This is a genomic window from Vibrio sp. SSH13-20 (assembly GCF_040104475.1).
Taxonomy (GTDB): Bacteria; Pseudomonadota; Gammaproteobacteria; order Enterobacterales; family Vibrionaceae; genus Vibrio; species Vibrio harveyi.
Genome location: NZ_JBECOU010000006.1, coordinates 122,043 through 143,528, shown reverse-complemented (window position 1 = coordinate 143,528; position 21,486 = coordinate 122,043). Strand labels below are relative to the sequence as shown.

Annotated in this window: 20 protein-coding genes; 12 read left to right on the top strand and 8 right to left on the bottom strand. The window is 45.3% G+C overall.

Features of this window, described 5'->3' with window-relative positions; genetic code table 11:
* Window positions 1–212: 212 nt before the first annotated feature.
* The gene (locus ABMY42_RS18090; RefSeq protein ID WP_005450623.1) at window positions 213–728 is read right to left on the bottom strand and encodes a GNAT family N-acetyltransferase; all 516 of its coding nucleotides are present in this window, start codon (window positions 726–728) and stop codon (window positions 213–215) included.
* Between the two features lie 15 nt (window positions 729–743).
* Window positions 744–1,448, bottom strand: coding sequence for a GNAT family N-acetyltransferase (locus ABMY42_RS18085; protein ID WP_047513592.1), 705 nt, complete (start codon window positions 1,446–1,448; stop codon window positions 744–746).
* A gap of 349 nt (window positions 1,449–1,797) precedes the next feature.
* Here ABMY42_RS18085 and ushA point away from each other — a divergent pair, with 349 nt between their 5' ends.
* Together ushA and ABMY42_RS18075 are read left to right on the top strand one after the other, a co-directional pair.
* Window positions 1,798–3,513 (top strand): bifunctional UDP-sugar hydrolase/5'-nucleotidase UshA, encoded by a 1,716-nt coding sequence (ushA, locus tag ABMY42_RS18080; RefSeq protein WP_009698144.1) that lies wholly within the window; start codon window positions 1,798–1,800, stop codon window positions 3,511–3,513.
* Window positions 3,514–3,958: 445 nt separating this feature from the next.
* Window positions 3,959–4,180, top strand: coding sequence for a hypothetical protein (locus ABMY42_RS18075; protein WP_005450627.1), 222 nt, complete (start codon window positions 3,959–3,961; stop codon window positions 4,178–4,180).
* Window positions 4,181–4,297: 117 nt separating this feature from the next.
* Here ABMY42_RS18075 and ABMY42_RS18070 read toward each other — a convergent pair whose 3' ends face one another.
* Window positions 4,298–4,546, bottom strand: coding sequence for a DUF1289 domain-containing protein (locus ABMY42_RS18070; protein WP_017188178.1), 249 nt, complete (start codon window positions 4,544–4,546; stop codon window positions 4,298–4,300).
* A 220-nt stretch (window positions 4,547–4,766) separates the two neighbouring features.
* Here ABMY42_RS18070 and ABMY42_RS18065 point away from each other — a divergent pair, with 220 nt between their 5' ends.
* Window positions 4,767–5,210, top strand: a complete 444-nt coding sequence (locus ABMY42_RS18065; RefSeq protein WP_005450631.1) for an META domain-containing protein — start codon at window positions 4,767–4,769, stop codon at window positions 5,208–5,210.
* A gap of 78 nt (window positions 5,211–5,288) precedes the next feature.
* Here ABMY42_RS18065 and ABMY42_RS18060 read toward each other — a convergent pair whose 3' ends face one another.
* The 4 genes from ABMY42_RS18060 to ABMY42_RS18045 all read right to left on the bottom strand — a co-directional run bounded on the left by ABMY42_RS18060 (window position 5,289) and on the right by ABMY42_RS18045 (window position 10,319).
* On the bottom strand, window positions 5,289–6,779 hold the full coding sequence (locus tag ABMY42_RS18060) for a SulP family inorganic anion transporter (RefSeq protein WP_349266597.1): 1,491 nt from the start codon (window positions 6,777–6,779) through the stop codon (window positions 5,289–5,291).
* 322 nt (window positions 6,780–7,101) lie between these two features.
* Window positions 7,102–7,770: a hypothetical protein gene (locus ABMY42_RS18055; protein WP_005450635.1), complete on the bottom strand. Its 669-nt coding sequence runs from the start codon at window positions 7,768–7,770 to the stop codon at window positions 7,102–7,104.
* Between the two features lie 157 nt (window positions 7,771–7,927).
* Window positions 7,928–8,524: a response regulator gene (locus tag ABMY42_RS18050; protein WP_009698147.1), complete on the bottom strand. Its 597-nt coding sequence runs from the start codon at window positions 8,522–8,524 to the stop codon at window positions 7,928–7,930.
* Entirely contained in the window at window positions 8,514–10,319 is a 1,806-nt protein-coding gene (locus ABMY42_RS18045; RefSeq protein WP_005450639.1) for a sensor histidine kinase, read from the bottom strand. The genes ABMY42_RS18050 and ABMY42_RS18045 overlap by 11 nt, the downstream gene beginning before the upstream one ends.
* A gap of 301 nt (window positions 10,320–10,620) precedes the next feature.
* Here ABMY42_RS18045 and ABMY42_RS18040 point away from each other — a divergent pair, with 301 nt between their 5' ends.
* From ABMY42_RS18040 to ABMY42_RS18005, 8 genes are all read left to right on the top strand, one after another.
* Window positions 10,621–11,604: a rhodanese-like domain-containing protein gene (locus tag ABMY42_RS18040; protein WP_038898844.1), complete on the top strand. Its 984-nt coding sequence runs from the start codon at window positions 10,621–10,623 to the stop codon at window positions 11,602–11,604.
* A gap of 21 nt (window positions 11,605–11,625) precedes the next feature.
* Complete coding sequence (locus tag ABMY42_RS18035) at window positions 11,626–13,422, top strand: FAD-dependent oxidoreductase (RefSeq protein ID WP_005450642.1); 1,797 nt, start codon at window positions 11,626–11,628, stop codon at window positions 13,420–13,422.
* Window positions 13,419–14,189 (top strand): (Fe-S)-binding protein, encoded by a 771-nt coding sequence (locus tag ABMY42_RS18030; RefSeq protein ID WP_009698151.1) that lies wholly within the window; start codon window positions 13,419–13,421, stop codon window positions 14,187–14,189. The genes ABMY42_RS18035 and ABMY42_RS18030 overlap by 4 nt, the downstream gene beginning before the upstream one ends.
* 55 nt (window positions 14,190–14,244) lie before the next feature.
* A complete protein-coding gene (locus ABMY42_RS18025) occupies window positions 14,245–14,922 on the top strand; it encodes a TVP38/TMEM64 family protein (protein ID WP_005450645.1) in 678 nt (225 codons plus the stop codon).
* A gap of 335 nt (window positions 14,923–15,257) precedes the next feature.
* Window positions 15,258–16,415: an ABC transporter substrate-binding protein gene (locus tag ABMY42_RS18020; RefSeq protein ID WP_005450647.1), complete on the top strand. Its 1,158-nt coding sequence runs from the start codon at window positions 15,258–15,260 to the stop codon at window positions 16,413–16,415.
* A 9-nt stretch (window positions 16,416–16,424) separates the two neighbouring features.
* On the top strand, window positions 16,425–18,134 hold the full coding sequence (locus ABMY42_RS18015) for a thiamine ABC transporter permease (protein WP_274882653.1): 1,710 nt from the start codon (window positions 16,425–16,427) through the stop codon (window positions 18,132–18,134).
* Window positions 18,100–18,747, top strand: a complete 648-nt coding sequence (locus ABMY42_RS18010; protein ID WP_005450651.1) for an ATP-binding cassette domain-containing protein — start codon at window positions 18,100–18,102, stop codon at window positions 18,745–18,747. Before ABMY42_RS18015 ends, ABMY42_RS18010 begins: the two co-directional genes overlap by 35 nt.
* Window positions 18,740–19,348 (top strand): CDP-alcohol phosphatidyltransferase family protein, encoded by a 609-nt coding sequence (locus ABMY42_RS18005; RefSeq protein WP_005450653.1) that lies wholly within the window; start codon window positions 18,740–18,742, stop codon window positions 19,346–19,348. Before ABMY42_RS18010 ends, ABMY42_RS18005 begins: the two co-directional genes overlap by 8 nt.
* Window positions 19,349–19,417: 69 nt before the next feature.
* On the opposite strand, the gene ABMY42_RS18000 is transcribed toward ABMY42_RS18005, so the two are convergent.
* Window positions 19,418–19,570, bottom strand: coding sequence for a hypothetical protein (locus ABMY42_RS18000; protein WP_017188183.1), 153 nt, complete (start codon window positions 19,568–19,570; stop codon window positions 19,418–19,420).
* Window positions 19,571–19,840: 270 nt separating this feature from the next.
* Between ABMY42_RS18000 and norR the strand changes: the two genes are divergently transcribed.
* Window positions 19,841–21,370, top strand: a complete 1,530-nt coding sequence (norR, locus tag ABMY42_RS17995; RefSeq protein ID WP_005450661.1) for a nitric oxide reductase transcriptional regulator NorR — start codon at window positions 19,841–19,843, stop codon at window positions 21,368–21,370.
* The last annotated feature ends 116 nt before the right edge of the window (window positions 21,371–21,486 follow it).

Below are 21,486 nucleotides of genomic sequence, written 5' to 3'. Positions count from 1 at the left end.
AATTAACGGATAAAATCCAAACCTTTTGCATAAAGATTATCGGACTTACCAACCGAGACATCTAAAAAATTTCAAAACCCCGGAGACTTACCACCTCCGGGGTTTTACTATTTAGGACAGAAGTAAATCTCCCCCTACTCTTTTCTCAATTCTCTTTTCATTACCGATAGTGCTTTTCTTCAAACACCGCATTAAACACTCTCATCAGTAAGTTATGTTCGTGCTATGTACTTCACCAGCGTCACGTCGTTGAGCGTCATATCATCGATAACCTCCGACTCTTCCTCTCCAGATCGCACAAAGCCACACTTCTTATAGAAATTAAGCCCTTGTTTATTGGTGTCTAACGCCTTAAGGCTAATTTGCATCACTGGTGTCGAGAGTAAGCGAGTTTCTAATTCATCAATCAGAGCACTGCCAGCGCCCTGCCCGAAGTATAAAGGCGAAACATAGCAACAAGTAACCGTTGCCGTCTTGTCTTCGCTGGTGTGATCAGGCAGTTCATAACTTAGAAAGCCCACGATCTCTTTCTGTTTCTCAACAACAATGAGATTGGCCAGTTGCTCCGTCATTACTCGCGTCCACATACGCTCTCGACGTTCTCGAGTAAATTGGTCAATGTAACTCTGCGGCATTAATCCTCGGTAAGCGACTTGCCATGAATCAACGTGTATTTTGGCGATCTGATCCGCTTCATCTCTCACTGCATTTCTAACTGTATATCCCATTGCTTGCCTTTCTCATTACTCCGGAGTAAACACTCTTTGACGACTGTACGCTTCAAACCCCAAAGACTGGCAGAGCCTTATTGAAGGCGTATTTTCACTATTTACTCGATACCTAATTTTGCGCTGCCTCGACTTCACTTCATTGATTAAATGACTGAGCAGGCGTTTTCCATACCCTTTTCCTCTTACTTCAGGAGAAACCAATATGGATAAAGACTCAAACGGCTCTTTCCCTTTATAACAATAAGAAGCAAGCACAGCGACCAGCTCATTTTTGTCAAATATGCCGTAAAAAAAATGGCTATCGAGGTCAAAGTCCGCTTTAAGGATATCTTCTTCGCTCATTCGGCTGACAAAAGATTCAAGTAATTCGAGATCAGATTCGATCGAGAGAGGAATTATCCCATCGTCTTTGTTGACGTTGTCGTCATTAAATAAATAGTAGTCGACATCATCATATTCACAGAACATTTGTTTATTATTGAGTTTTCTCTCCAGCTCACTTGGCTGAAAATGTTTAATTCGTTCCCATAATTTAGGGGGACAAGATATAAACGTAACGGCGTCTGATTGATATAAAAATACAGCGCAAAGATCGGAGAACTTTTGCCAATAGTGAGGGTCATAAGAATAGCCATTGTACAAATTACAGCTCACACTGAACTGCTTTTGCCATGAGCAATCGATTTCCGCGGCAAGTGCGGTTGTTTTTTTGAGCATCCTTACTCCTCAACACAGCGTACAGAAAAATCTTAACTATTTGTTTCGTAGAGAGTAAGAAGACATTAATCTGGCAAAATAATCACCAAAGTTTGCTCCATATCTCACCAAAATGCGTATTGATTCACATTAGAAAATTGAAATCAATTAAGCGACTCACAAATTTAGTTAGTAAAAACATTAAATCCTTTCTAAATACGGTTTCTGTTTATTTGTCGACGCGGTTTGCAGCCCTGTTATTTCCTGTATTCAACAAAACTGTAAATAAGATATAGATCACTAAAGTTTCACATTATTTCCGTATATTTCACGCCGTAATAAAATCAAAATCACAAAGAAAGGATCCCTTATGAAGTTTTACAAATCCCTTTTGGTACTTTCAGTCGGCGCTGCGCTAGCAGGATGTGGCTCAGACAGCGACAACTCTCCAATCACTTGTGACACTGCAGATTCATGTACTAAGTTCACTGTTCTTCACACAAACGATAACCACGGTCGTTTCTGGGAAAACAGCAAAGGTGAGTACGGCATGGCTGCACGTAAAACACTGATTGAGTCTATTCGTGCTGAAGTAGCAGCAAATGGTGGCGAGTCTATCCTACTGTCTGGTGGTGACATCAACACAGGTGTACCAGAGTCAGACATGCAGAACGCTGTGCCAGACTTCGTAGGTATGAACCTTCTGGGTTACGACGCAATGGCTGTGGGTAACCACGAATTTGATAACGCTCTAGATGTTCTAGATATGCAAGCTGAGCTAGCTGATTTCCCAATGCTAGCAGCAAACATCTACAAAAAAGATGCGGACGGAAAAGTAACTGATGAACGTTACTTCGCTCCTTATAAAGTCTTCACGATTAACGGTCTGAAAATTGCGGTTATCGGTCTTACTACTGAAGATACAGCAAAACTTGTAAACCCAGACAACGTAAAAGACATCTACTTCCAGGATCCTCAAGTTGAAATCCAAAAAGTGCTGGGCGAGATCGAAGCTAACGAGAAAGTCGACCTAGTATTCGCAACAACACATATGGGTCACTACCAAAATGGTCAAAGTGGTAGCGAAGCGCCTGGTGATGTTCAACTAGCACGTTCTCTAAAAGAAGGTGAACTAGACGCTATCATCGGCGGTCACTCGCAAAACCCAGTATGTATGGAGCCAGGTACGAACAACTACGCGGACTTCAAACCAGGTGATGAGTGTACACCAGATCAGCAAAATGGCACTTACATCATGCAAGCGCATGAGTGGGGTAAATACGTAGGTCGTGCAGATTTCGAATACTACGATGGCAAGCTTCACCTAGCGAACTACGCACTGATTCCAGTAAACCTAAAAGCGAAAGATGAAAATGGTGATTACCAATTCATTCAAAACCAAATTAAACCTGATGCAACAGTAAAAGCGCTGCTTCTACCATACCAACAACAAGGTCAAGATTTGCTGGACGAAGTAATCTCAAACACAGACGGCAAGCTTGAAGGCGACCGTAATGTTGTCCGTTCACAACAAACTAACCTTGGTCACCTACTGGGTAAAGCATACCGCACGAACAAGCTAGTGAATGCTGACTTTGGTGTAATGAACTCAGGCGGTGTACGTGATTCTATCCAGAAAGGTGATGTCACTTACCGCGATGTTCTAACAGTTCAACCTTTTGGTAACTTTGTAACAAAAGCAACCATGACTGGTGAAGAGGTTAAAGCTTACCTAGACGTTGTAGCAACAAAATCTGCTGGCTCTGGTGCATACGCTCAACTAGACAACATCACGCTATCAGTTAACTGTGATGCGAAAGACGTAACGATTACAGACATCAACGGTAAAGGCTTTGATCCAAAAGCTGAGTACACTTTCTCTGTAATTAGCTTTAGTGCAGCGGGTGGCGATAATTACCCAATCATCGATGTTAAATCAACCCAGCAAACAGATGCAGCTATACTGCGTGAGTTCTTCGTTAATAACCCTCAGATTTCTGCGGCAGATTTCGATAAGAACTTGGGTAACATTGAGTACTTGAGCAACGGCCAATCAGTGAAAGGCTGTCCTGCTTCAGGTAGCTAATTTACTTTATTCTTGTCTACACTTAGACATTGACAGCCATTCGGTTGCATAACAACTGAGATAAGGCGTGTCAGACTGACTCTAAGACCAACCGGAGCCCAAGTGGCTCCGGTTTTTTTATTTGCGCTAAATCTCTGATAAAACGCCACCTTCACAAATCGTTCAAAAAATGTTCATTTACGTTGTTGACGACCATGTGTAGGGCTTCTATGTTTGATAAGGTCTTTCGAATATGAAGATTCATCAACTGTGTTTGAGCAATTAACTTTTATTCACACAGTCAATGATTCTGAGAAAGATGCGAATGGCGTTACAAACACTGCTCTCAAACAATTTGTCTCTCAGACTTCAAACGAAGGCGATGGGCTTCTACGCTCCCGCCAATGAGCAGCGATCTGAACGCCAATGTGTTCAAACTGCTGCCATCGAGTTCTGGAGGTCAAAAATGAAACGAGCCAGCAACAGCTATAGACTGCAGATAATTAAAGAAGTGGTCACTCGCAGAGAGCGTGAAGCATGTACTGATCCAATGGCAAGATACATTCATCAAATGATGGATGAATTACCCACCAGTAAATTAGACGTGGAACAAAATCACCGCTTTGCCGGTAGTCACTTCGACGAACAAGCAGGAGGCTGGGTAAGCGACCAATGGTCTTTAAAGTAACGCCAAGTGCTCATCACTTTGAGCACGAAAATGGATAGGAGCTTCCCGGCTCTTATGGATAAGTAGTTCAGACTGGGCCGGGAATAGTTAGTCATAAGTAATAAAGCGTAAACAACACTAAAACAAATCCTGTTGCGGGGATAAGTCATCTTGAGGCAGTTCTGCTTTCCCCTTCCCTGCTAGCACCTTTCTTCTGTACCTCTGACGACACAGCTTAATCACGTGCAACTGTTGTGCAGGAGTAAAACTCAGCCAATTAAACCGCTCTTCTCGTTTACGCATGCATCCCTTGCAATAGCCCTTTTCGTCAGAAGTGCACACTCCGACACAAGGACTTGGGACGGTAAAAAACTCCAGTTGCTCCATGCTCAACCCGTTCTTTGGTTATCTCATCAAGACCCGATTCACTTATAGTCGAATAACTGTAAGAAATTTCGAAGTTTTCGCTGAATTTTAGTACCTGGAATGGGATCTCTGTTATAAAATACGCCGTGTTTAAAAACATACGAAACCATAACCGTATGCTGACAAAAACACTGTTTTATTACCTATACTTACCACGTTTTCTAAAAACGGAGTCAATAAAATGAAGCTTAGCCTAAAAACGTTAGTAGCAGCAATCTCACTTCCAGTTCTAATGACTGCATGCGCTAGCAACGGTGACAATGTGAAAGAAATTACGGCTCAAGATCTACAGCACCACAACTGGCAGCTGGTTCAAATCGATGGCAAAAACATCGCAGCAGAAGAACGCCAAGCACCTCGCTTAGAAATTGGTGAAAACCTAACAGCGAACGGTAATGCAGGTTGTAACAACTTCTTCGGTCAAGCTGAACTAAAAGATAACCAACTACGCATCGAGAAAATGGGCATGACCATGAAGATGTGTATGGAAGACCAAATGAAGATTGAAAAAGTAATGTCTGAAACGCTTTCTGATTGGAGCGACATTACTCTGACTAACGATGGTCTAGTACTGAAAAACGCAGATCACGAACTAACGTTCACACTGCGTGACTGGGTAAACTAATCCCACATTTGTTTCTGAGACAATAAGTCTCTGAAAGAATCTCTAAAAAAGCAGCCCTTTGGCTGCTTTTTTTTGTTTCTAATGCCCCATACCTTGCTTAGCCAGCTTTTCAGGATCATCATAAACCGCGTGGCGATCTATCATATCCAAGGTTGCTTCATTCATTCCGGTTACAGCAACAATAGAGCCGCCTTTACGAAACTTAATGATGGCTTTATCCAAAGCTGATATTGCTGTGATATCCCAAAAATGCGCATCGGATAAATCAATTGTGATGTATCGCGTCGCATTATCAAAATCAAACATATCAGTGAAACTATAAGCGGAAGCGAAAAAGATTTGCCCATGAACTTTGTGAATCGTATGGTCGTTATCAACAATGACTTCATCCGAAACCTTCATTAAAGTCCGGCTCTGATTCACATAAAAGACACACGCTAATAAAACGCCCACCAGCACACCAATAGCAAGATTGTGGGTGACAACAACCGAAATCACCGTCGATAGCATGATAAGGTTTGTCGATAAACTGTGTTTACGCATTTCTGCAATGGAGTGCCACGAGAAAGTACTTATCGCAACCATGATCATCACAGCAACGAGCGCCGCCATTGGGATTTGCTTGAGGTAATCCCCCAAGAACACCACCATGATCAGCAAAAACACACCGGAGCAAAGCGTCGATAAACGTGTTCGACCGCCAGACTGGATATTGATCATCGACTGACCAATCATTGCGCATCCTGCCATACCGCCAAACAGCGATGCGACCATATTCGCAATCCCCTGTCCTTTGCACTCGTCGTTTTTCTCACTCTCTGTATCCGTCAACTCATCGACGATAGATGCGGTCATCAGTGATTCAAGGACACCGACAATGGCGAGAGCTAATGAATAAGGGAAAATGATTTGGAGTGTTTCAATGTTGAAGGGAATATTGGGAATCATGAATACGGGAAGCGAATCGGGTAACTGCCCCATATCGCCAACAGTACGAATATCGATATCAAACATCAACGCAACCACTGTCACCGTGATAATGCATACCAAAGGGGACGGTAGCATTTTTCCGATTTTCGGCACATATGGAAACAAATAGATGATGGCTAGTCCTAAAACGGTCAATGCATAAACGGACCAAGAAACGTTCGTCAGTTCAGGCAGTTGCGCCAAAAAGATTAAAATTGCCAACGCATTTACAAATCCAGTCATAATGGACTTAGACACAAAACGCATTAAATCCCCTAGCCTTAAGTAGCCAATCAATAACTGCAGTACACCAGCGAAAAACGACGCAGCGAGCAAATATTGCAAACCATAATCTTTAACTAAGGTGGTCATCAATAGCGCCATCGCTCCGGTTGCCGCGGAAATCATTCCGGACCTTGAGCCAGTAAACGCAATCACGACACAGATGGAAAACGAGGCATACAAACCCACTTTGGGGTCGAGTCCTGCGATGATAGAGAATGCAATAGCTTCTGGAATAAGTGCCAGTGCTACAACAACTCCTGATAAACAATCTCCTTTAACGTTGTTAAACCAAGTATCTTTTGTAAATTTAAACATAAATCTCTCATAAACGTATTGCCTTAGTTGGTGCATTGCGCACGGTGAAGGGAGTGATGCAAACGCATCTGAGAGATCGTTCTAGGGCGGACTAATGAGCAAAAAGCACCTTCCTTATTCGTCAATTGAAACGTCACGGTTTTTCTCGATATGGGCCAGTCAAAAACAAAACCAGCCTCATCGAAGGTGTGCTTTATATCACTTTAAAAATGTAATTTGTAATAAATTCTTACAAAACCAAGTAAATTTGCCTACAAGTAACCATAAAAAAGCGCCTCTAAAAGGAGGCGCTTCTTAATTCATAACATCTACTTAAGTGACTTCAAAATGACTGCTGAGAATAAGATTGTCCATCAAAACCACTTAATTGCTCGTACGCTTTAGACAAAATAGCAATCCCGATGATGGTCACTAGGAAGCTTAATAAACTCATTAGGATTGGCAGTTGTAAATACGCCAGAGGTGATATTGCGATACCACACAGAAGCGGTACCAAGATCACCACACCCATCATGTACCACGTGTACCCTTTGGTTAAGTTCCATGCATAAGGGAATGACACACCTTTACCAATAGCAATGGCGGGAAACACCAACACCAATCGGCAACAGATCACACCAAGTGCGAACAGTACAATTGCGGCAAGCGCAACGTTAATCATCGCAAAGATGGCGGCAACGGCGACTACTGCAACTGTCATCACCAAGTAATGACCGATGAACCACATTTCGATCTTACCAAGGGTGAAACGCCCCCATTGAGGGACAGATTGAGGACCTTTGAGGATAATACTGTGCACATTAATCGCGACGATCGCAGACAATAGCGCCATCAAGATTTGTACGAAGATAGCAGCACCATCGCCTTCACTTGCACCTAAAAGGAGATCAAGAATAACAGAAAAGAGAATCGGTAAAGCGGTCGCTTTCGCAATCGCTTGTTTATGCGTGTTTAGTGAAGCAAAGGCACTTTTAACGGTATCGACAAACATAGTTAGGTTCTAGCCAAGATTAAGATTCATTTCATTTTGGGTACTGATGTTATCTTCCTGATACCGGTTGAGCAAACCTTTCCCAAAATATCATTAGGTTACAGTGATTAATTCGACCTAAATAGCTCAGTTCGTTGCCCCCAAAAACATAAATCAATTAGATCAAATGCCCGACTTTGCGAATCAATACTGCAAGGCTTTCTGCTTCAAGTTTTTTCATCACATTAGAGCGATGTACCTCAATTGTTCTTAGAGAAACACACAACGAATCGGCCATCTCTTGGTTTTTCATCCCCTTGACTACCAATCCAAGTACTTCTTTCTCGCGCTTGGTGAGATTCTGTAATACCTGTTTCGCACTCAACTTTTCACCGTTTTTTAATGACTGTGCCATAGCATTATCCACTGCAACCACAAGCGCGTTTCCATCAACAGGCTTTTGAAAGAAATCTAATGCGCCATCTTTTAGTGCATCGACAGCCATAGGTATGTCGCCATGACCAGTTAGGTAAATCACGCTGATCGGGCTGAATTTCTCATTCATTACATGATGGACATCTTGTCCCCGCATCTCAGGCATACGGCTATCAAGCAAAACACAACCCGGAGCGGACAATTCAGCGTTGTTGAGAAAATCTATCCCACTAGAAAAAGCTTCAACCTCGTAACCATAACTTTCCAACATAAACGCCATGGATTCTAATACTGGCTCTTCATCATCAACGATGTAGAGTGGACAAAGGTTACGACTCATAACAAGCCTCCTGATACGGTAAAACAATGGTCACCTGACACCCAGTGGGCTCTATGGACCTAAATTGCATGCTGCCTTGGTGCGCATCGAGTACATCACGACATATTGCCAGACCTAGCCCTAATCCATTTTCCTTCGTGGTGTAGAAAGCTTGGTCTAATGGCGTACTTTCTTCTTCAATTCCAATGCCGTTGTCCGTCACGTCAATGATGACCATCTCATCACAGAAGCTCACGTGCAGATCCACGTACAAATCTCTACGTTTCGGCGAATGGCTCAAACACGCATCTTTGGCGTTATTTAAAACATTGAGAATGACCTGCTGCAAACCTGTCACATCTGCAAAGACTTTTTGCGGCTCACCAGAGTAAAGCACACCAAGTTGGATTCGATGACGTTGGAATTCGTAATCCACCAGCTTCATCGCTTCTTCAATCAAACAAGGTAGATCCACCCAGTTTTTTTCAATCGGTGTTTTGTTTATCAAGCTACGAAGGCGCTGAATGATGTCGCTTGCAGAAGTCACCTGTTGTTGGATTTTATCGAGGATTGGCGCCATTTCTTCGGCAGTCGCGCCATGTTCCATGCGCATTTTCGCCCCTTGACTGTAGTTTTTGATTGCTGCCAATGGTTGATTAATTTCATGCGCAATACTGCTACCAAGTTCACCGACAATGGTGATACGTTGGGCATGCTCCAACATTGAGCTCTTACGGCGTAAGTCGTTCATGGTGGTTTTTAACGTTTCACGACTACGTTGAAACTTCCATTCCAACCAGAAGTGATATCCCGTCAATAACAGCAAAGTCAGTAACGACGCCATTGCGATCGCTTGGTTCTTATGCAGCCATTCTTGTGCTTTTTGTCCCCAAGACTTTTGCAACGGATGCATGTCTAAGTGCTTGTAGACTTTATCAACGTTGATGCTCGGCGCAGGCAACATCCAGCCAACGTTGTTCGCCGCAACGGCTGCTGGATGATCTTCTGGCATTGCGAAAAGGGTTTGCGCCACCATTTGCCCCACATCCGTGGGCGCTCGCTCTGTCATAGCCATGGTCCAGTTTGGATACAGTGGCGTGCTCACCGCACAAACAGAATCAGCAGGACGCTTCTCATTCAATACACGTAAGCTGTGCAGTTGGATACGCCCCTCCTTCGCCATGTTCTCCAGAGTACATGCAGGGACGATCGCGACATCGAGATCGTTCTTGATCACGTCCAAAATCAACTGGTCAGTTGGTGGACCAGTAAAATGAATTTTTTCGAAGAAAGAGGAATTGAAATAGCCGAGCTTATCGAGCTCATAACGCAGCGCGAGAAAGCCGCCAAAGGCTTTTTCCGATACCGCCGCGACATTAGCTTTATTGATGTCACGCAGCGTTTTATAAGGCGACTCTTCACGCACCACTACCACCGAAGCAATCGACTTATTTGGTAAGTTGCTATAGGCAGTTTTTTGCGTTGCTAACCAGTTGATTGGGTATTCACGTGCCAACTTAGTCGCCTGCCCTGGACTAGTCAGAATGAAGTCAAGCCAACCGTGCAAAAATGCATCTTCAAGTTGGTCGAAATCGTAAGTATGTAGGTTGAATTGATAGCCAGGATTCTGAGTCTCCAACCAATCCAAAGTTGGTTGCCACGCTTCACGAGCATGTGCGTGTCCACGCAGCGCTAAAACGCCAACATCGTAGTCTTTTCTCGGTACTTTTTGATCATTAGCAGAGGCAAAAGAGGTAAAGAAAAAGGAGAGAGCAAAAATGAAAAGAATTAACTTTTGAGAATAATTATCAATCACTTATGAAATACTACCAAAACTCGGTTGTGGCACATTTTAGCACCACTTCCCCCTTCTACTTTGTTGCTTTAGATCAATCCCACATCATTATTGTGGGAAACCACAATATCGTCATTTAAACGATTTCCTCAGAATGCCTTACCCATAAAGGGGTAGAGCGCATTTCCGCTTATTTTAAGCCATGAACACCAAAAATGATTAAGAAACGTTCATGTCAGCACTGCCCCATCAAAAGCATTCTATCTGTCGAAACATCGAGGATTCGGCAGCAAAACTTTAAATTAAAATATGGAAGCAACTCATGAAAAAATCGACGATTGCGTTGGGTGTGTTAGCAGCTGTCACAGCGGTTGGCTACTCAGCTTACAATACGATGTTCTCAGCTGAGGCTGTGATTGTGGATGCCGCTGCTCAAGAGCAGAAATTCGCAGAATACGCTCATCCTGAGCACTTCATTTCGGCACAACAACTTAAGTCGCTGATGGACGGCGACAAAGATGTGGTTGTGATCGGTGCGCTAAACCCTATCAAACCAGATAGTCCTATTTCTGGCTCTTACACTATGTGGCGTAACGATTACTCGGCGGCTGATGGTCAATTCGACTTCGGTGGTATGAGCAATAACACCGAAGAAATGGAGACCATTCTGGGCAGCTTCGGCGCAACAGCTGACAGCACAATCGTGGTTTACGCAGCAGGCTCTCACCACGATGCCGCTCGCCTTTACTGGCAAATCCATAACCTTGGTCATCAAGACGTTCGTTACCTAGACGGTGGCTTGAACGCTTGGATGGGCGCTGGTTACCCAACTGGCTCTGCAAACCCAAGCGTTGCCGCAGTTGAATACAAAGCACCGAACACAAAACAAGACAACAACACGCTAGCGACACTGGATATGGTTATCGCAGCGCAAAACAACCCTGATTGGGTGATCCTAGATACTCGCGGCAACGACGAGTTCAACGGCGACGTTGCGGTTTCTGGTGCGTACGGTCCGGGTACTATCCCAAGCAGTGTTCACATTAACTGGACCAAAGCGTTAAACGAAGACACAACGCTGAAATCTGCACAAGAACTGCAAGCTCTTTATGGCGACATCATCAAAGGCAAAAAAGTGATCGCTTATTGCCAATCCGGTGTGCGTTCTGCCCACACCACCATGATTCTTACTGAAGTACTTGGCGCAGAAGGCGTCTACAACTATGACGGTTCATGGATCGAGTACAGCCATGCTCACTATGAGCAGAAAAACCCTGAAGTGAACGTTATCAACGGCAAGAGCTAGTCAACACGGAAATAGCAGTTAATGAACAATGTAATTTTTAGTCAAAAGCTATTCGACACCGCTCAAATGATTGTCGATGGCTGTATGGGTGATGCCGATCCGGCATGTCAAACCGCGTGCCCAATGCACACAGACGTAAAGCAATACGTTCGCATGGCGGGTGAAGGTGATTTTCAAGGTGCTCTGGATCTGATCCGTAGCAAACTATTCCTTCCTCAAACACTAGGTCGCATCTGCGCACATCCGTGTGAAGCGTCTTGTCGCCGTAATTCTGAGTTTGGTCAGCCAATCAGCGTAGCTGGGATTAAACGTTTCGTCGCAGAGAAAATGGATAACCAAGATCACTGGGATCTAAACATTGCCCCCCTAACTAACAAGCACATCGCGATCGTAGGTGCAGGTCCTGCTGGCGCTCAAGCGGCAATCGAACTACGTCGTCAGGGTCATGAAGTCACCATCTATGAAAAGCTGGACGTTTACGGCGGTATGATGCGTGTTGGTATCCCTGAATACCGCCTGCCACGCGATGTTATCGATTTCGAATACAGCTACTTAGCGATGCTGGGAATCAAAACTCAGTTTGGCGTTGAGATCGGCAAAGACATCAGTTTCGAAACACTACGCAACGAGCATGATGCGGTGGTACTTGCACATGGTGCGCACGTAGGTTCGATCATCCCTCTGCCGGGTCATGACAACGATGGCGTGTTCTCTGCGGTTGAATACCTAAAAGAGATTTCTGAAACTCGCCAATTCCCACGAGCAGGTAAGCGCGTAATGGTTATCGGCGGTGGTGACGTAGCGATGGACTGCGCACGCTCTTCATGGCGTATCGGCGCAAGTGAAGTTTACCAATGTTCACTTGAGAGCCTTGAGAACCTGCCTGCAAGCCAAATCGAAATCGATGAGTCACTAGAAGAAGGCGTTGAATTCCATGCGGGTTGGGGACCTGTCGCTATCGAGCACGAGAGCGGCAAAGTAACAGGCATTACTATCAAGAAAGTGCTGTCGATCTTTGATGAGCAAGGCAACTTTGCACCTCAGTACAGCGAAGAAAGCAAAACTATCTCTGTGGATACCGTTGTTTTCGCTACGGGTCAAATCGTGGCAGATATTACTGACGGTGCACTAGAGCAAACTCGCGGTGGCCGTTACGTTGTCGATAAACAAACACTAGCATCTAGTCTAGAAGACGTATTCGTAGCTGGTGATGCGTGTGGCGGGAACATCGTAATTGAAGCGATGGCATTAGGTCGTAAAGCAGCAATGAGCGTTGAACGCTTCCTAACGACTCGTCCACTAACTGAAGACCGCGACTTCGAGCAAGAATACAGCTACTCATCTCGTCTAGACGTACCACTACCAAAAGGTACGGTAGATACCCCTCGCCTACACGGTGAATTGCGTGACGCTGAAGAGCGTAAGCAGGATTTTGCACAAGTGGATTTAGGCTTTACTGAAGCGCAAATCAAACTAGAAGCTTCTCGCTGCCTGCAATGCAGCTGCAAGCTATGTATGACCGAGTGCATCATGATGAATGACTTCAGCGACTGTCCGAAAACCATTTTCTCCGACTTTGTGAACAACAAGTCGATGGATCCACTGATGGCTTACTCATGCAACGCGTGTGACCAATGCACCATCGTGTGTCCGAAAGACTTCCCAATGAAAGAGATGTTCCTAGGGGCACGTGCTGACTTTGTTAAGGCAAACAACGGTGAATCTCCAATGCCGGGTCATAAAGCGATCAACATGCACCAGAAGCTTGGCTTCTCAAAAATCTTCACTATGGCAAAACGAGCGGTATCGACAAAATGAGTAATAAAGTATTTATGCCAGGATGCAGCTTGCCATCCTATTCACCTGAAGGTGTAGCTGCCATTGCTAGCTACCTAAAGCAAGTATTTCCAGACATGGGCGCAGTCCAAAAATGCTGTGGCAAACCGACTGCAGCTATCGGTCAAACGGAGAAGTTTAAAGAGCGTTACGGTCAGCTACAGGCTGATTTTGACAAGCTAGATGCACAAGAGGTGATTGTGGCGTGTCAAAGCTGCTACGGCATGATCAAAAAATCTGGTGGCACACAAAAACCAGTGTCTTTGTGGAAGCTACTTCCTGAAATTGGTTTACCGGAAGAACTGCGCGGCAAAGCCAAAAACAGCGACGTGGTGTTTACCATTCACGACTCTTGTTCAACTCGCTACGAGAAAGAGCTGCAAGACGGTATCCGTTGGATATTAAACGAACTTGGTTACAAAACCTCTGAGCCAGAACACACACGAGAAAACACCCGCTGCTGTGGCTTCGGCGGCATGGTTGTACCTGCAAACCCAGATGTGGCAACGCGCGTAATTAAGCGCCGTGTTGAAGAGTTTGAAACCGACTACGTAGTGGTTTATTGCTCGGCATGTCGTGCATCCATGATGGGTGTTGGTACAAAGTCTTGGCACATTCTGGATCTGATGTTCGGTCCTGTGATCATGCAAGGTGATGAGCCGCCAGTAAACGTACTTGCAAGCCCTGTAAAAGCTTGGTTCAACCGCTACAAGTCAAAAGCGGGCCTGATCAAGTGTATGTCAGTGTAACTGTCTCTGTGTCGCTATCTCTTTTTAATTATTAGGTTTAAGTGAAGTTGAACTTATGAAACTCGTAAAAATCGCTCTTATCGTCGCTGTTGTAGCTCTCGCTCTGTTCGCGGCAAAACAAACTGGCATTCTTGAAATCATCACTGACATCAAGAGCCTACAAGATTGGATCGCAAGCTTTGGTGTGTGGGGTTACGCCGTATTCGTAGCAGCATTCGTATTTGCGTGTGTTTTCCTACTACCGGGCAGCGCATTTACCATTGTGGCAGGTATCGTATTTGGTCCTATCAAAGGTGGCGTATTGGCGCTCTTTTCTGCAACGCTTGGTGCAGTAGCAGCCTTTATCGTGGCGCGCTTCCTACTGCGTAACACCATCATGAAGAAGTTTGGCGACAACCCAATATTCAAGAAAATCGATGACGGTGTAGCAGCAAACGGCACCAGCTTCTTGATTCTGACTCGTCTTGTGCCTGTATTCCCATTCAGCCTACAAAACTACGCTTACGGTCTAACCAGCCTAAACCTTGGCACTTACGCTCTGGTTTCTCTGTTGACCATGGCGCCAGGTGCTTTCATTTTTGCTTACATGGCTGGTGACATCGCAACAAACGGTGTGTCTGCAATGTTGTTGGTAAAATTTGCGGTTGCGGGTCTTGTGCTGTTTGGCATGTCTTTGATTCCAAAATACATCGCAAAGAAAAAAGGCATCAACATGGAAGAATTAGCGAAGTAATCCGGTCTATCCATTATTGAAGCCAAAATAGTGCGACTTATCGAGAGTCGCACTATTTTCATTGCTACTGATTTGCTCACACTTTGTCCTTAAATTGGTGACTTTTAAGACCAAAAACTGACGTGGATTGGTATCACCTCACAAGGCGAGTAATTCTCTGAATCTATTATCAAATTCGCGTTGATAATAGAGCAAGATAGATTACTATCCATCTAGAGGGAACGGAGCTTCCAGCGTGGTTTATCCCCAATTCAGAGTACCAAAACAGCCGTTTGTACCTCATGGGAATATAAAGCTCCAAAATGAAAACAAAGATAAAGAAACACGGATTACGTATGAAAAAGCTACTTAGCACCATTGGCATTTTAGCCACCACATTCGCGACCTCCTCTTTTGCATCTTCGACCGCTGAAGAATGGCAAAAAATAGAACAGCAAGCCGACGGTCAGACCGTTTATTTTCATGCTTGGGGTGGTAGCCAAGAAATTAACCGCTACATCCAATGGGCAGGCAAAGAGCTTAAATCTCGCTACAACGTGACACTTAACCACGTCAAGGTCACCGATATTTCTGAAACCACCACTCGTCTTATTGCTGAAAAAGCCGCAGGGAAAAACAGCGGTGGCAGTGTTGATATGGTTTGGATTAATGGCGAAAACTTTAAATCGATGAAAGACAACCAACTATTGTTTGGTCCTTTCGTTGAAGGTTTACCAAGCTGGCAGTATGTCGATAAAACCCTGCCTGTTGATGTCGATTTCTCTGAACCAACAGATGGTCTAGAAGCGCCTTGGGGCGTAGGTCAATTGGTGTTTATCTACGATGAAGAAACCCTGCACAACCCGCCAAGCTCATATGCTGAAATGCTGAGCTACGCAAAAGCGTTTCCAAATCGTCTGACATACCCTCGCCCACCGGAATTTCATGGCACCAGTTTCATCAAATCTCTACTGATCGAACTGAGCAATAACGATCCTGCACTGCAAAAGCCAGTGACAGACGAATCATTCAAAACTATCACGCAACCTCTATGGGCTTACCTGGATGAATTTCACAAAGTCGCATGGCGTGGCGGTAAGCAGTTTCCGGGTGGCACAGCGGAAACGGTACAACTACTAGATGATGGTCAGATTGACTTAGCCGTCACTTTTAACCCAAATGCGGTTTATTCAGCACAATCTAGCGGCAACCTTGCAGATAGCACCAAAGCGTATGCGATGGATGCGGGTGCACTTTCTAACATTCACTTCTTAGCTATCCCTTGGAACGCAAACGCCAGTGCAGGGGCTCAAGTTGCTATAAACTTTTTATTAAGTCCTGAAGCGCAATCTCGTAAAGGTGATATCAACATCTGGGGTGATCCTTCAGTGCTAAGCAGCCAATACCTGACTGGTACGGCTAAAAATACTCAACAATTCAAGTCTATTGCAGAGCCACACCCAAGCTGGCAAGCCGCACTAGAAAAAGAATGGTTGAAACGCTACGGGAATTAATAATCACCCATGTTAAGAGCGCTGTATCTAGTTATTATCGCAGTTTGTATATTACCAACCATCCCGGGTCTACTCGGGGTGGTGGTCTCTGCGCTCGGCTATGTTCCCCCTATCGGCTTACATCATTTTTCACTTGATGGCTTTGATGCTGTGTTTGACTGGGAAGGCGTGTGGACATCTATTGGTCTAACGTTCTACTCTGCCATTTTAAGTAGCTACCTTGCTTGTTTGATGACGTTTGCGATTCTGCAAGCTTCTTGGGGAAGTAAATTCTGGCGTAAAATCGAAGTCAGTCTTTCTCCGCTTCTTGCCATGCCACACGTGGCATTCGCCATTGGTTTTGCTTTCCTATTTGCACCAACAGGTATGGGCGTTCGCGTACTCAATCAAATGTTTGGTTACGATCCAAATGCGCAAACGGTGAATGACTTAGCGTTGCTGATCAAAGACCCATACGCACTGGGTTTGATCATCATGCTTGCCATCAAAGAAGTCCCGTTCCTTTTGTTGATGAGTATTCCGATTCTTCAACAATTGAAGGTCGAGAAGATAGAAAAAGTCAGTCATTCGATGGGGTATAGCTCGGCTCAAGCTTGGTGGAAATGCGTTTTCCCTCAATGGTTAGCAAAACTGCGCTTCCCAATGCTAGCCGTGCTGGCTTACAGCTTATCCGTTGTCGATGTCGCGCTAATTATCGGTCCAACCAACCCTCCTACCTTTGCAGTATTGGTATGGCAGTGGTTTAACGATCCTGATTTATCCCTCCTACCAAGAGCAGCGGCGGGTGCAGTTGTGTTGTTTGCGATTGCGAGCCTATTGATTGGCTTTGCTCGACTCGTAGAGTGGAGCGTTACTAAAGGCTTTAAACGCTGGCAATACTCCGGTCGTAGCGGTTTCCGCTTACCAGGAAAGACCTTGTTCTCTATGATTGCTCTACTCGCACTGTTGATGGTGCCGTTGATGGTGGTGTGGAGCTTTGCACAACGTTGGCGTTTCCCTGACTTATTACCAAGCCGTTACAGCTTACGTTTTTGGGAATACGAGTGGCAAAGCATTCTTGGCACGCTAGAGCAAAGCATGTTGATTGCGGTGATCAGCGCATCAATTGCTCTGGTACTTGCTCTGATTGCTCACGAATACCGACTGCGTTACCGCTGGCAAGTCCCAGGGTACATCATTGCCGTGCCAATGTTGATTCCGCAGCTTTCCGTTTTGTTTGGAATGCAAGTCGTCACGCTGTACCTCGACAGCAGCGCGTACTTGTTCTGGGTATGTTGGGCACACGTCTTCTTTGCTTTCCCGTTTGTTTACCTATCACTCGACGGTCCATGGCGCAGCTTCGACAATGGTTTGACTCGTGTCGCCTTAAGCCTTGGTAAATCACCGATGCAGGCTTGGTTAAAAGTCAAACTGCCCATTCTTTTGCCTGCGATTGCTTTTGCTTGGGCAGTTGGCATTAGTGTCAGCTTAGCGCAGTACCTACCAACACTCGTGCTGGGAGCTGGTCGCATCAGCACAATAACAACAGAAGCGGTCGCCCTATCAAGTGGCTTTGACCGTCGTGTCACTGCGATTTACGCAATTTGGCAAGCTCTCTTGCCGTTAATGTTCTTCTCTTTTGCGATTTTACTTAGCCGCTTACACGTTAAGTATCGCCGGTTGTCTATTAAAGGTTTACTACCGAATGAGTCTCTGTCTCGAAAACCTCGCCATCCATAAAACCAATGGCGACACGCTTTTCTCTGCCTTCAATATGACGGTAGAGAAAGGTGAAATTGTTACCCTGATGGGTCCAAGCGGCTGTGGCAAATCCACTTTATTGGATGCCATTGCTGGTCACCTATCTTCCGAGTTCGACTATTCAGGCTCAATCACTCTCGATAATGAAAAGTTGGATGCTTTGCCTGCGCATAAGCGTCAGGTAGGTATTTTGTTCCAAGACGATTTGCTCTTTCCGCACCTCACCGTATGGGAAAACCTTGCCTTCGCTCTGCCTGATTCAATCAAAGGGGCTGAGCGTAAAGAACGTGCGATGCAAGCATTGAAACACATCTCGTTAACCAAGCTCGCGGAATCTTTCCCAGATCAAATATCAGGTGGTCAGCGCGCCCGTATCGCTCTGACTCGTATGTTGTTGGCGAAACCAAAAGTTGCCCTACTCGACGAACCATACAGCAAACTCGATAAAGATTTGCGCGTGCAGTTTCGTAACTGGGTCGTGGAACAGCTTCAACTCGCTAATATTCCCGCGTTGATGGTGACTCACGATGAAGACGATATCCCTGCAGGCAGTCGTTGCCTAAACTGGCCGTGGGAGACAAGTCATGCTTGATAGCCTAAGCATCAAAATCATTAAGTGGCCACTGGCACAAAGCGCAAAGCTGATCGACAAATGTGGCGTGACGGCTAACCAAACCACACTGTTCGGTTTTGCCCTTGGTTGCTTTGCCCTACCAGCATTGATGGCAGAGCAATACACACTCGCATTAGCGTTTATCCTACTGAACCGAATTTGTGATGGATTAGATGGTGCGTTGGCAAGAATCCAAGGCATTACCGATGCCGGAGGCTTTCTCGATATTAGCTTGGACTTCTTGTTCTATTCTTTGATTCCATTTGGTTTTGTGTTGGCAAATCCAGAACAAAACGCCGTCGCGGGCGCATTCTTGATCTTCTCGTTTATTGGCACGGGGAGCAGCTTCTTAGCTTTCGCGATCATGGCAGGTAAACGCGGTATCGATAACCCTGTCTACAAACACAAATCTCTGTACTACATGAGCGGTCTAACAGAAGGCACCGAGACCATTGGTTGTTTCGTGTTGTTCTGTTTGTTCCCACAACATTTTGCCGTGATTGCGTATATCTTTGGTGCGGCGTGTTGGTTTACCACATTTACACGTATTTACTCTGGGTTTCATACGCTGAAACCGTAAACAAAACTTAAAGGGAGATTCCTGATTGCTACGAAGGAGTGCAACCGGGAATCTCTTTTCAATCTTCCCTCAATAAAGCATCCCACTCACCACCAGCGTCACCACAATCCCAGAGACAAAACTCGGCACATGCCACTTCTGCTGCTTAGCTCGAAAATACTCTTTTTGTCGCTCTTCTTGATAGCTCTTCACCGCTAGTTCTTTAATGTAATCGTTCTGCATAATCTACCCTCCTGACGTTTTTCAAATCGAGGATAGAAGCTCAAGTTAACTTGAGGTCAATGCTGAAGTTCCAATTTAGGATATATTCCTTAGAAGTGGAGCGATCCTTGCTTTCAATTCATTAAACTCAACCAGTTGCATTTATTTGTATCACAGTTCTGGCGTGTCACTTGATCGTCGTCAATGGAACATCAATCTATTTCACCTTTCGATGTTCAAATGACATCAAGTTGCTAGCATGAGCCCATTCAAGATAACTCTGGGCTTGTTATGACTCCTACTGTTGACCATGTACTCCTCAATATCGCACTCAATTTGAGCTCAAATCGCTCTCATGAGCAGCAATACCAAAACCTGATTGATGGGGTCGCACAAGTCTTCCCTTGTGATGCGAGTTGCTTGTTCATATTCGATGAGGATGGCTTTCTAACGCCGGTTGCAGTAAAAGGCTTGTCAAACTCAGTACTCGGTCGCCGTTATTTTCCTAAAGCCCATCCGCGCTTAGACGCTATTATCCACAGCCGTGAGCCTGTTCGCTTCGATGCCGACTGTGCCCTGCCCGACCCATTTGACGGGACATTATTGACCGAAGACCAATGCATTGATGTCCATGACTGCATGGGTTTTAGCTTATATGTTGAAGGGCAACTTGTCGGGGCATTAACCATGGATGCACTTGCGGTTGGCGCGTTTGATCATATCGACCCAGTAGCTATCGAAACCTTCGCGGCACTAACGGCGGCAACACTGCGCAACATTGCACAATTAAAAGCCCTCAAAGCACAAAACCAAAAGCAAAAAAGCGTTACACAAACCCTGATTCAACAAGCGCGATCACAACATGGTGACATGGTTGGCTTAAGTCCACAGATCAATCAGTTACGAAATAATATAGCAACCGTTGCACAATCGGATTACGCAGTGTTGGTATCTGGAGAAACCGGTACAGGTAAAGAACTTGTCGCTCATTCAGTTCACGCTCAATCTCATCGCAACGATAAGCCGATGATCTACGTGAACTGTGCCGCTCTGCCCGAGGGCCTGGCGGAGAGCGAACTGTTTGGCCATGTGAAGGGAGCTTTCACCGGAGCCAATAGTCACCGTGCAGGTAAGTTCGAGCTAGCTGATGGCGGCACAATCTTCCTAGATGAAGTGGGTGAATTGCCTTTGGTTTTACAAGCAAAACTACTGCGCGTTATTCAGCAAGGCGAGCTGCAACGTGTGGGCAGCGATCAGCATTTGATGGTGAACGTACGCATCATCGCAGCCACTAACCGACAGTTAGAAAAAGAGGTGGAAACTGGCACATTCCGCGCTGATTTGTTCCATCGATTGAACGTGTTTCCCATCAAAGTGCCACCACTGCGCGCGCGTGACGGCGACATTCCAGTTCTTGCGGGATACTTACTGGAAAAAGTGCGCCAGCAATTTAACGCACCAAACCTTCATGTTCACCCTAAGGTACTGACTCAATTAGAGTCTCTGCCTTGGTACGGTAATGTTCGAGAGCTTGAGCATACCTTAACGCGAGCGGCATTACATGCCATTCAGCAAGGCGATAGCACCATCATGCTCAATCACTTTGACACTTCACTCGCGTTAGATGATGTAAAAAGCACATCACATTACTTGCCTAGAGAGAGCCAGCCGATGCGCGAGTTGGTGGAGCGTTATCAACATGACTTGATTGAGCACGCATTGAGCCAATCTGGCGGTGTTTGGGCAAAAGCAGCGGAGTTTTTACAGATGGATCGGGGTAACTTATATCGCATGGGTAAAAAGCTCGGCATTAATAAATAGAGGCTCCCGCTTCGCCCTTATGAAACAACGATTTACTTTTATCGATAGCAAACATATCGATAACAAACAAAGAGATTCCGGATGACTCACTCTGGCTCGTCCGGAATAACACGCAA